Raw genomic sequence first — 12,243 nt, forward strand, 5'->3', positions numbered from 1 at the left:
AACCCTATCACGGACGATTGCCTCACTTCGTGTAGAGCGTCAGGCCGATTCCCGGGCGAACCGTCCCGAGGAAGAGGACGTCATTTTCCGGGTCGGCGGCCAGTGACAGCATCAGGCCCGCGTTCACCGAGAGTCGGGGGATCAGCCAGAACTCCATTCCTCCACCCGCGGAGAACGACACCGAGGTGGAGCCCTCGAGCCCGCTGCCCGTGACGCCGGTCGCCCCCAACCCGGCCGCGAAGTAGGGACGGAACGCGTCTCCTGGGGTGCCGCCGTAGAGGTTCAGCCCGATGCCCGCGCCCAGCCCCGTGACGATCTCCTTGTCCGCCGACGCGAGGGCGAAGCCCACCTCGAAGTCCATGCCCACCCAGTCGCTGAGGAAATAGCGAACGCCCACCGTCGAGCCGGAACCCTGGGGCGTACTGATCGTGGGAAGGCCGAAACCAGCGCCGAACAGCGTGCCGCGGATGCCGAACCGACCCGCGCGAGGACCCGTCGTCTCCTCCGGCTGAACAGGGACCACCACCAGGGTCGGAGCCTCGGGCGGCTCCGGGGGCTCGGGCGGCTCCGGGGGCTCGGGCGGCTCCGGGGGCTCGGGCGGCTCCGGGGGCTCGGGCGGCTCCGGGGGCTCGGGCGGCTCCGGAGACGGCTCATTCACGGAGGCAACCGGAGTGGACGGCTGGGCTTCCTCCGTGGGCTGAGCCGAAGCCTCGTTCGTGGGAGTGCTCTCGGTTTGCCGTGCCTCCGGGGCATCGGCCTGCTCGGAAACCTGATCCTGCCCGGCCCCCTGCTCCTGGCGCTCGCGCTTGAGCTCCGCGAGGCGCTGGGCCGCGGTCTTGGCCGGCGGTGTCGTGGCACAACCCGTGGCGAGCACGGCCAATGAGATGAACAGCGTACGCAAGAAATTCTCCTCCGAAGAAGGGCGCCAGCACATAGCACTTCGCCCGTACGTGGCTCCAGGCGTCAGCGAGTCACGTGCGCGTAAACCCGCCGGGAGAGCTCCACGATGAGCGCGCGGGCCACCTTCTCGTCCGGGATGCCGCTGGTGAGCACCACGAGGACATAGGGCGAACGGCCCGACGGGTAGACGATGGCGGCGTCATGAAGGACACCGGAGATCTGCCCCGTCTTGTGCGCCACGGGAGTGCCCGCGGGCAGTCCCGCTGGGATCTCCTGGTTCAGCTCCTGGGCCAGCAGGATGGAGCGCATGGCCTTCGTGGAAGCGGGTGACGCGGCCTGCCCCCGCTCGATGGCGGCCATCACGGTGGCGAGATCCCTCGCAGTCGTGGTGTTGTTCAGACCCTTCTCGTACGCCTTCCCATCCTCCACACCGCGCAGGACGGCCATCTGGCGGGCCCCCAGCGAGCGCAGGGTCTTCGTGACGCGCTTCGGGTCCACCAGGGCGATGACCGTGTTGGTGGCCAGGTTGCTCGAGCGGGTGATCATCCGCTTGACGAGCTCGCGCACCGGCACCGGCTTGCCGAGCCGCTCGTAGAGGGCCGCGTCCTCGTCGTCCTTGGCCTCCAGGGAGTACGGCGAGCCATCCACGATGGACGCGAACTGGTTGGCCAGCGTCACCGGTTGGTCCAGCGACAGCTTGCCGGAATCGGCCTGTCGGAAGAGCTCGATCATCACCGGCACCTTCATGGTGCTGGCCGCATGGAAGGAGCGGTCGGCCTCCAGGAACAGTGAGTCCTTGGAATCACCGAGGTGCTGGAAGGCGACCGCCACGGACGCGCCCTTCACCTGGGCGATGCGCTCCTGGAGGGAGGCGCGGAGGGTTTCGGTGCCAGACGGTGTCGCGGCGAGGAGGAGCAGGAGCGCGGTGGAGAACATGGCCGGAGATTACATCTTCGCCACGTCCAGCTCCCCTCACCCATCGAGCACCGTCGCGAGCGCGCGGTACTCCGGCCTCAGCATCCGCTCGGCGGCACTGCCGGCCACGACCACCGGGAGCATCGCCCCCTCCAGAGCGGCGTCGGCCGAGAGCCGCACCGCGATGGGGGCCATCACCTTCGCCTCGATGAGCCGCTTCAACGGCCGGGCTCCCAGTTTCGGCTCGTACCCGTTGCGGGCCAGCCAGGCTCGCGCGTCCGGCTCCACCACCAGCCGCAGCCTGCGCCGCAGGAGTCCCGCCCGTGACGCCGCCTTCTCCAGCTCCAGGTCCACGATGCGCAGCACGTCCGCCTCCGACAGGCGGCGGAACGGGATGACGTGATCGATGCGGTTGAACAGCTCCGGACGGAACGCCTGACGGATGGCCCGAAGGAAGTCCTCCGAGCCCCGCTCGGCACCGAAGCCCGCCGGTTCGGATGGCTCGACGCCGAGGTTGCTCGTCATGCAGACCACCGTCATCCGGAAGTCCACCAGCCGTCCCAGGCTGTCGGTGAGCCTCCCCTCCCCCAGGATGCCGAGCAGCAGATCGAATACATCCGGGTGGGCCTTCTCGAGCTCGTCGAAGAGGACGAGCGACATGGGCTGCTGGCGCACGCGCTCGGCGAGGCTGGTGATGCCGGGGCCCACCTCCATCAGCCGCTGGGCCGAGCCGGGCAGCATGTACTCGGACATGTCGATCCGGATCATCCGATCCTCGTTGCCAAAAAGCGTGCGCGCGAGCTGCTTGGACAACTCCGTCTTCCCCACGCCCGTGGGCCCGGCGAAGAGCAACGTGCCCACGGGCTTGTCCGGATCATTGAGCCCGGCCTTGAACCGCGCGAGCACGCCCGCGGCCAGATCGCAGGCGCGCTCCTGACCGATGACACCCTGCCTCAGCTGCGCCGCGAGCGTGGCCTGCTCGGCGGGGATCTCATCGCTGATGAGCTGGAGTGGCAGTCCCGTGTAGCGCGCGTAGGCCTCGGAGACATCACGCGGATAGAGCGTGCGGGCCTTGCCCCGTTCCCCCTGCTGTTCGAGCCAGTCGAGGAAACGGAAGGCCTTTCCCGGGAACAGACTGTCGCGCTGGAACGTCTCGAGGTGCCCCACGAGCTGTCTCAGGCCCAGGGCGTGGATGCTCACGCGGCTGCGCTTCGCCGACTGGTAGCGCAGCATCCACTCAGGGACCTGAGAGGCCGGTGGAGGCTCGATGCGGATGACGCGGAAGGGCCGCAGGGCCTCCGGGAAACGCCGCTGGCAGCGCTCGAGCTCGGCCTCGGTGCACTCGGCGATGAGGGAGATCTCCCCGCTCATCGCGGCGGGGAGGAGCAGATCTCCAATCGACGAGCCATCCGGCTGGGGCGCGAGGATCGACGTGAGCCGATCCACGTAGAGATAGTCGTTCTCATATGAGAGCGCGTCGACGATCTTCAGACAGCGCTCCTGCCACATGCCCAGGTACACCATGCCGGCCACGATGCGCTCGGCGCTGGTGCGCCAGATGTCCGGCAGACGCGTCTCCTTGTCCTCACGCCGCTGCTCGGCGATGAAACGCGCGAGCATCAGCACCTGGCTCGTCTTGCCGACCCCTGGCCCTCCGACGAGCAACAGCGACTGCGGAGGCTGCCGCCGCGCATGGGCGAGCCAGGAGCGCATCGCCTCACCGTCGTACACCAGCGCCGGCTGCCTGCCGCCCAGGGCGCGAGAGGTCAGCTCCTCGCCGATCTGCTCCAGCACCTCGGGCCGTTGGACCTCGCGCTTGCCGCTCCGGGAGTCCCGCTGCAGCCCTCCCGGGTCCCAGCTGCACACGTACTCCGGGCCCTCATGGCGGAAGTCGTAGAGGCCCTTGGGCTTCTCCCCGAGCAGCACGGCGGTGAGCGCGTTCTGCAACACCTCGCGCGCGATGGAGAGATCCTCGATCACGAACGACCAGCCGAAGCGCGGCACCCGCACGCGCCAGGCACCACTCTCCATCTTCCCGTAGACATACGTCAGCTTCAGCGGGACGAGCGCCTTGGCGATCACCGGCCGCTTCTTGTGCACGGTCTGCGGGTGGATCTCCACGGAGATGGTCCGGGCCTCCAGGGTCTCCTCCCACAGGAAGCGTTCGAGCGCGGAGGAATCCTGGAGCAGCAGTTGCCGCACCTGCATCTCGAGCAGGGCGTAGACCTCGGCCTCGCTGGTGCCGTAGGCGGAAGGCGGAGGCGCATCGAAGAAGCGGTCCCAGACGGGCAGGAGCTGCCCGGTGAGCCGGCCATCGTGGTGGGTCGTGAAGTAGACGCGAAGGCTCTTGTCACTCATGGCGTCACCCGCTCGTTCTCGCGGCCGTCCACCGGGTTCTGGCTCATCCTCAACCGCCACAGGGCTGGCAGGGCGTCCGCCGGGGTTCTCACGCGGTGGCCGCCGCTGTGGGTGAGCAGGTAGTCATCGAGCTCCAGCACCGAGATCGTCCCTGGCCGCGCGGGCGGCTCGAAGCGGTAGGCGCGAACGACGGGGGCCGCCGATTCGGGATCCTCCGGCAGCGGGCTCACCCCCTCCTGGCGCGCCTTGTGGAAGGCCTGGAGCTTCACGGCGTGCAACGCGAGCAACTCCGAGGGCTCGGGCGCGCTCGCCTCGTGGACACGGACCTTCACGATCTCCGGAAGCCGCCCCGAGGATTGCCAGACGTGCAGTCCCCCCTCCCCCTCGAAGAAGGGCCGCACACCGGGACCCACCAGCTTGATCGCGGCGTGCACCGGCTCCGCCATCGACGAGCCCAGGAACTCCCGGAGCCGCCGGGCGCCTCCCGTCACCACGGCGCCTCCGGGCAGGTGCACGGCGAAGGACTCGATGGCGCCTCGAGACCAGGCGTAGGCCGTGCAGAGCCACCGGGTGAGCAGGGAGCCGTTGGACGCGCCCTGCCGCCACTGCCCGAGCGGCAGCAGCTCCAGGGTGATCACGTGTTGGTCGGGGCTGGAGAGATTCCGGAGGATGCGTTGCAGGAAGTACACCTCGGCCAGCGCATCGAGCATCTGCTCGCGGGAGACGACCTTCACCGGCGCGAGCGCCCGCCGGTCGAAGATCCGGACGCGCTCCCCATCCCAGCTGTCCATCCTGGGCCGCTCCAGGATGCCGAAGCGCTCGACCTCGATCATCTCGCGCGCCTCCTCCTCGGGAGCGCGGGCGAAGGACTCGAGCTGGGAGGCGAACTCCTCCAGGTACATCCGCATCGCATCGAGCGTGTACAGCGACTCGGCATGCTCACGCTCGCCCGCGCGCAGCCGCTCGAGGTGGAAGCGGACCTGCTCGGACAGCGAACCGAGGGCGGCGCTCTCGCCCATCTCCCGTACCACCTCGCGCGCCTCGAGCATCCTCTCGCGCAGCCGCGCGACAGGGAGAGACAGGAGCGGCTCCAGCGCGAAACCCTCGACCACCGGCTCCCGGGGGATCAGCGCATCGGCCTGCACCTCGAAACGACCGTCCCGGGTGTAGAGCTGGAACAGCCGCATCAGGGCCTGGGGTCCCTGGATGATGGCCTCGGAGAGAACCTGCCCGACCTTCTCCTCCAGGTAGCGCTTCAGCGGGCGCGCGCCCAGCTGCGGGTCGAAGGCCTCCTCGACGATGCGGCGTTTCACCGCGTCGTCCGCGGACACGAAGATGTGGCGCGAGGTCAACCCGTGCCGCGACAGCAGCCGCGCGAGCTCCTTCTCGACGACCTTCTCGCCCACCTCCCGTGAGAGCGGCGCGAAGTGCACGATGTGATCGATGCGGTTGAAGAGCTCGGGCGGGAAGAACTCGCGCACGGCGCGGTCCGCGTCGAGCGCCAGGGCCCGCGAGTCCGGAGTCCCGATGCCCACCGCCGGCTTGCGCCGGGCCCCGAGGTTGCTCGTCATCACGATGACGGTATGCGTGAAATCCGCCGTCTCGCCCGAGGCGTCGGTCAGCCGGCCCTCGTCGAACGTCTGCAGGAGCAGGTTGAGCAGCGAGGAGTGCGCCTTCTCGATCTCATCGAACAGCACGAGCGAGAACGGCTGCTCGCGAATGAGGCGCGTGAGACGGCCCTCCGGCTGCCAGGCATCGCCAGTGAGCCGCGCGACGGCATCCGCCGTCTGGAACTCGGCCATGTCGAGCCGCACCATGCGCGAGGCATCGCCATACAGGTAGCTGGCCAGCGCGCGTGCGAGCTCGGTCTTCCCGGTACCCGTGGGACCGGTGAACAGATAGACACCATAGGGCCGCCGGGGATCGGTGAGCCCGGAGTGGATGCGCGCGACGAGATCGCACGCCACCTCCACCGCGTCCGGTTGCCCCATGACCTTGCGCGAGAGGGCCTCGTGGACCTCTTCCGGTGCCAGCTTCTCCTGGGGGCGGAGCAGGAAATCCGGCAGACCCGTGCGGCGCGAGAGGTACTCGAAGAACTGCTCGATCCCGATGCGCTTCTCCGGAGCCCCCACGTCGGTGGCCAGCGCACGCAACAGATCGAGCGCCTTGCCCGGCAGCGCGCTCCCGGAGAAGAGCGATTGGGCCTGCTCGAGCAGGGCCGGAAAGAGCGGGACCTCCCAGGAGACGCGGTGCTTGGATTCCAGCTCGCGCGACTCGTGCAGCAGCATGCGGAGCGTCTCGTCGGTGCGGGTGGGCCGCACGTGGAGCTGGGTGAAGAGCGCGGCGAAGGACGGGGCATCCGATTCGAGCCGCTGGAGCTGCTCCGGTGTCACCGTGCCCACGAGAGTGATCTCCCCCCGCGCGAGCGCTCCCTGGAAGAAGAGCGCGAGGTTGGCGTCACTGTCGCGCGAGCGGCCGATGCGTCCGAAGGCATGTAGGTCCTCGATGAAGAGGATGCGCCGTCCGCCCTTCGCGTCCTCGAGCAGCTCGAGGCAGCGCTGCTCCCAGTCGCCGACGTAGCTCATGCCGGCGATGATCCGCTTGCCGGCGAGCATCCAGACCTCGGTCACCTTGTCCAGGTTGCGGTGGGTCTGGAAGCCCTCGGCCTCGAGCTGCTCGGCCACGAAGCGCTTGAGCAGGGTCCGCTTCCCACAACCCGGAGGCCCGACGAGCAGCACCGGCGTGCGCCGCTCGCCACTGAGCAGGAGCTGCAACTGCTCGCGGTAGGGGCTCCGTGCCATGCCGGTGTCGAGCGAGCCCTCCGCCGCCTGGAGGGTGAGGTTCGTTCCCAGGTTGCCCAGCACCCGGTTGCCGTTGCCCGACCTCTTCTTCTTCTTCCCCTTCTCCTTGCCGGGCCGGTCCTCGATCTCCAGATCGTCCCAGGGGCCGTTCTTCTTACCGAGCGTGTCGAGCAACGACTTCGGTCTGGCCACGAACGCGAGCGCCTTGAGGCTGTCCTTGCGGTTGGAGCGCAGCTCCTCGAGCTCGTAGGACTCCAGCCCGGCCCAGGAGCGGGTGAAGAAGACCTTCGCCTGCTCCTCGAGGCTGGCGCCGGTATCGACCGGGAACCACTCGCCCTGGCGCGCGGGGTGGTACGCGATGGTCATGAGCTCGTCGCGCGTGCGCCAGCGCGGCTCGAGGATCAACGGGAAGAGCCCCGATAGCCGGGGGGTCTCGGCTCCGGCGCGCACGCGCTTGAAGTCGAGCTCGAGCTGCAACCGCTCCAGGCGGATGCCGCGAGGAAGCTGGAAGTACGAGAGCTCACGGACCGGCAGCTCGCCGATGATGTTCCGGAGGTCCTCCACGAGCTTCTGCTGGATCTTGACCGTGCTCCGGCCCTCGCGGTCGCGGGTATGGGGGCCGAGTGCGAGCGTGGTCCACCGGAAGCCACCGGAGGCATACCGGCTCTGGTAGACGGCGATGGTGAGGTTCATCGGTTCGCGCCCCTGATCGTGTCGAGCACGAAGGAGAACCCACTCTCGGGATCGAAACCGCCGGAGCGCTCGAGGTGGAGGATGTGTTCGAGGAGGATCAACTCGAGCTGCTGGAAGTAGCTCCCGCCGTCGAGCTGGAGCTTGCGCGCGCCATCGCACAGCGCGAGCCAGCCCTCGGGGAGGTGCTCACGCTCGGCCGGCGTCAACCGGAGCTCCTTGAGGGGCGGTTGCGTTGGAGGGGCGATGGCGGGCAGCTCGAGCTCCTTCTCGGAGAGGATGGTGACCATCCCCACGGGCCTGACGGTGAGCAGGACCGGCGCTTCCTTCTCCGTGGGCGGGAAGCGATGCAACCCGGCCTCGAGCGCCAGGAAGGCTCCGGCATACGGACCACTGACCGACAGCAGGATCTCCCGGAAGGTGCGCGAGGGATTCATGAGCGCCTTCCGCAGCTGCTCGAGGCCGAGGACCTCGTCGGCCCACTTGCGCGTGCGGTCGCTGCCCTTGCTGGTGATGGAGGGGCGACCGCCGACCGACCAGCCGCGCCGCGGGAGATCCTCGAACAGCGGCAGGAGCCAGCGATCGAGCGCCCGCGTCTCCCCCGCTTCCTGGAGGATGAGCGTGATCCCATCCCGCCGGGGTTGCAGGGCGAGCAGCACCAAGGGCATCAATCGGCGGAGCGCCCGGATCTGCTCGTGGCCGTCGTCCACGAAAGGGGTGGCGTCCTGTTGCTCGAAGAGCGCCATCAGCGCCAGCTCCTCGGCGGCGAGCAGCGCCGAGCGCAGCCGTTGGCTCTCGGACCAGAGCTCCTCGAGCCGGCTGTGCTCGTGCCGCTGTTTCCCCACCGAGACAGCCTCGGGTCCGCGAGCATTTCGTTGGTCGCCCTGCGCGAGCTGGGCCACCAGGAAGCGGAGCTGTTCCGCGAGGTGCTCCACGGCGTCCAACCGGAAGAGCGTGTCGATTTCCCGCCGTTTCTCCTGCAGGCCGTACACCAGGCGGAGCTGGTTCCGAGCCGATTTCGGACTCCCCCTGGACAGCTCCACCGAGAGCCCCTCCGGACGCGAGGAGATCTCCACGTGTCCCCCCTGGGCATCGGGCCCGGCCGCGGAGAGCACACGGGCGATGGGGACCACGAGCTGCTGATCCAGGTGCCTCCGCATGGCGCGAGCGCCATAGGCCTCCTGGTACCCCGACGCGGCGAGCGCGGTGGTGATCTCCGGCGGGACGTGGAGCGAGATACCGCGCTGGAACAACCCGCGCCGCTGCCCCAGCCTGTCCACCCCGAGTCGCGCCACCTCCGCCGCCTGCTCGGCCGTGAGCGGGTGGAAGGGAATGAGCTGATCGATGCGGTTGACGAACTCGGGCCGGAAGTGCCGGTGCACCTCGCGCAAGTAGTACGAGGAATCCTCCACCGCGGTGGCACCGATGCCCAGCGGAGCGCGGCGATGCGCCACCCCGAGGTTGCTCGTCATGATGATGAGGGCGTTGTGGAACCAGGCGGTCTGCCCCCGGGCATCGGTGAGTCGCCCTTCCCCACAGACCTGCAGGAGCAGATCGAAGACGGCCGGGTGGGCCTTTTCGATCTCATCGAGCAGGAGCACACAGAAGGGCTGCTGGCGGACGCGGCGCGTGAGCAGCCCCTCGCCCTGATTGTTGCCTCGGATGAGACGCTCGGCGGCCCAGGCGTCCATGAATTCGCTCATGTCGAAGCGGAACATCCGCTCCGGCGAGCCGAAGAGGAACGTGGCGAGCAGCCGCGCGAGCTCCGTCTTCCCGACGCCGGTGGGGCCCACGAAGAGGAAGGTGGCCAGCGGCTTGCCCTGCGGCTGCAACCCCGCCTTGACCATGCACAGCGTCTCCACGACGCGGCGAACCGCGAGCTCCTGGCCTACGAGCTGGCGGCGGAAGTGCGCCTCGACCTCGGCGGCGAGCAGCGCGCGGTCCTCGCGCAGCAGGAACTCGGGAACGCCGGTCTTGAGACTGAAGAGCGAATACACCCGCTCGCGAGTGAGGACGGGCACCCGGCCATCCCCCGTGCGCTCCTGCTGCAGGCCCGCGCGCATCTCCTCGTACAAACGCACGGCCTTGCCCGGTAGCGCGCGGCTCGGCAGGTAGCGCTCGGCCAGGTCCACGAGGGGCTCCACCGCGTCATCGGCCAGCGTGGGCCTGGAGGGTTCCGCCTGCCGCTGCCAGGCCGCCCGGCTCCGGAGCGCCTCGCGGGTGTGCCGGGTCACCAGGGGCTCCAGGCGCACGCGCGCGAGCACGGCGAAGAGGCCCGGGTGCCGGTTCTCCAGCAGATCCAACGCATCGGGCGAGAGCTCGCCGAGGAAGCGCACCCTGCCCTCCTCCAGGAAGGGCTTCATCGCGCCGGGGATGTCGATGGACTCCGTGGAGTGCTGCGCGAGCAGCTCGCCGAGGTTCTCGAAATAGAGGACGGCATCGAGCTCCTGCGCCGCGCGCATCACGCGAAGCACGCGCTCCTGCCACTGGCCGAAGCCGGACATGCCGGCGATCAGCCGCGAGCCGCTCGTCGCGAACACCTGGCGGTGGCGGCCCGCCTTCCGTTCGGCACGGAGCCACGCGTGGAGCAACTCCGACTTGCCCACGAGCTCGGGGCCGACGAGCAGCACGCCCTGCCGCTTCTCCCCTCCGAGCAGGCCGGACAGCAGCGTGAGCTCGGTATCCCGGCCGACGAGCGGTGGCCCGTGCTTCGCCTCGTCACGGGTGTGCAAGGGGGTGGAGACGGAGAGGAGCACCTCGTTCGCCCGGTCGCGCTCGAGCTTCTCCTCCCACTTCTTCTTCGCCTGCCGGGCCTTGTCGCTCACGTCCAGACGCCGGAGCGTGAGCGGGAGGGTCTCGAGCGTCACCGATCTCGGAGGCAGCAGCCGCAGGTACTCGTGGGCGGTCGGCTCCTGCGCGGCGAGCAGCCGCTCCACGTCCGCGCGGACGGTCTCGCGGACGTCCTGCTTCGGGCCCACATAGACCGTGTGATCCAGCGCGGGAACGAAGACCCAGGTCTCCTCCGGGAGCGGGACGACGACCGCGGCCAGCTCCAGGGTGGTCGGCTTGACGAGACGCTTGGGCAGATCGGCGCGCGGCGCCAGGATCTCCAGCGTCTCGAGCCGCACCTGCGCGGGGAGGGAGAACCGGGCGAGCTCCTCGGGCTCCACCTTGGACAGATGCTCCTCGAGGAACAGCCGCTGCTCCGACAGGCAGGCCTCGAGGCTGTGTGCGTGGCTCGTCAGGGTGGGCGCGGCTACGGGAAACACCTGATAGTCACCGCTCCAGAGCTGCTGGCATAGAAGCGGCGTGGAGAAATCGAGGGTCCCGGGCGCGGCATCGGAAGGGGCCATGAGCCGCGCAGTCTATGTCCGCGCAGACCTTCCCTGATAGGTGGGGTACGCTGGTGGAAGGAGGCGTACCTCATCATGGCGCACGTGAACCCCATCCTCTTCCAGTCCGCGACCGAGCGGCGCCTGCGCGACGAGCTGCTCGCCGACAAGGACATCCAACGGGCACTGCGTCACCTGGACGAGCACCCGGCCGGGTCTGCCTCCCTCGCGAGGCGCAGACGGCTGCTGTCGGACGCGTTCCGGCTGACGCACTCGACGGCACCGGGGATCATGGGGGCGCTGGCCTCGTGCCAGGAGACGCTCGGTTACGAGGGAACAGTGGAGGTGTTCGTCCATCCGGAGCCGGGACTCCGGGTCGCGGCGGTGCATCGCCCTCCGGAGACCCCCGCCATCGTCCTCTCCGCGAGGCTGCTCGAGGTGCTGCCGGAGGCCGAGCTGCGCTTCGTCCTCGGACACGAGCTCGGCCACCTCGCCTTCGGGCACTTCGCCCTCCCGCTGCCGGCCACGGCCCTGGCGGGGGAAGGCTCGGGGCGGATCGTCCGGAACACCACGGCCCTCCGGCTGTACCAGTGGAGCCGGGCCGCGGAGAGCAGCGCGGACCGCGCGGGACTGCTGTGCGCCAGGGACGCCGAGGCCGCCGCGAGCGCCCTGTTCAAGCTGGCGAGCGGTATGACCTCCGCGCCCGTGAAGTCCGAGCTGCGGGCCCATACACGCCAGGTCGATGCGCTGCTGTCCGGAGCCTCGGCTCGGGAGAAACCCCGCGAGGACGAGGAGACGCTCGGCCTCTTCAGCACCCACGCTTTCGGTCCGCCACGGCTGCGCGGTATCGCGGCATTCGCCAGGACGAGGACCTTCCTGAGGATCGCGGGCCGCTACGCGAGCGAGGAGGGGCACCTGGACGAGGATGCAGACCGCCTCCTGGCGGATGACCTCCGGGAGCTGGAGCCTCCCTCGCAGCAGGAGGAGATGCCCGCGCATGCCGAGTTGCCGCGACGGGCCCAGGAGACGACCCTCTCCGAGAGGGCCCGGCTGGTGCAGCACCTCACCCTGGTGGCGGCCCCGGATGGAAACGTGTCCGACGAGGGATTCCTGGAGCTGCGGCGTGTGGCCGAAGCGCTCTCCGTGCCCGCCTGGCTCGTGGACGAGGCGCTCCGAGCCGCCTCACACCCTCTGGACTGACCGGACTCCGCTATCGTTTGGATCATGGGGCTTCCTGGTGACCTGAT

At 69.3% G+C, this 12,243-nt stretch carries 6 protein-coding genes; 1 reads left to right on the forward strand and 5 read right to left on the reverse strand.

What is annotated here, in order from left to right; translation table 11 throughout:
* Positions 1-22 precede the first annotated feature (22 nt).
* From JQX13_RS41880 to JQX13_RS41900, 5 genes are all read right to left on the reverse strand, one after another.
* A complete protein-coding gene (locus tag JQX13_RS41880) occupies positions 23-901 on the reverse strand; it encodes an outer membrane beta-barrel protein (RefSeq protein WP_203405007.1) in 879 nt (292 codons plus the stop codon).
* 62 nt (positions 902-963) lie between these two features.
* Positions 964-1,836, reverse strand: a complete 873-nt coding sequence (locus JQX13_RS41885; protein WP_203405008.1) for a serine hydrolase — start codon at positions 1,834-1,836, stop codon at positions 964-966.
* A gap of 36 nt (positions 1,837-1,872) precedes the next feature.
* Positions 1,873-4,173, reverse strand: a complete 2,301-nt coding sequence (locus tag JQX13_RS41890; RefSeq protein ID WP_239014176.1) for an AAA family ATPase — start codon at positions 4,171-4,173, stop codon at positions 1,873-1,875.
* Positions 4,170-7,667 (reverse strand): AAA family ATPase, encoded by a 3,498-nt coding sequence (locus JQX13_RS41895; RefSeq protein WP_203405009.1) that lies wholly within the window; start codon positions 7,665-7,667, stop codon positions 4,170-4,172. The genes JQX13_RS41890 and JQX13_RS41895 overlap by 4 nt, the downstream gene beginning before the upstream one ends.
* A complete protein-coding gene (locus JQX13_RS41900) occupies positions 7,664-11,017 on the reverse strand; it encodes an AAA family ATPase (RefSeq protein ID WP_203405010.1) in 3,354 nt (1,117 codons plus the stop codon). Before JQX13_RS41900 ends, JQX13_RS41895 begins: the two co-directional genes overlap by 4 nt.
* A 75-nt stretch (positions 11,018-11,092) precedes the next feature.
* On the opposite strand from JQX13_RS41900, the gene JQX13_RS41905 reads away from it, so the two are divergent.
* Entirely contained in the window at positions 11,093-12,196 is a 1,104-nt protein-coding gene (locus tag JQX13_RS41905; RefSeq protein ID WP_203405011.1) for a M48 family metallopeptidase, read from the forward strand.
* Positions 12,197-12,243 lie beyond the last annotated feature (47 nt).

The organism is Archangium violaceum (assembly GCF_016859125.1).
Classification (GTDB): domain Bacteria; phylum Myxococcota; class Myxococcia; order Myxococcales; family Myxococcaceae; genus Archangium; species Archangium violaceum_A.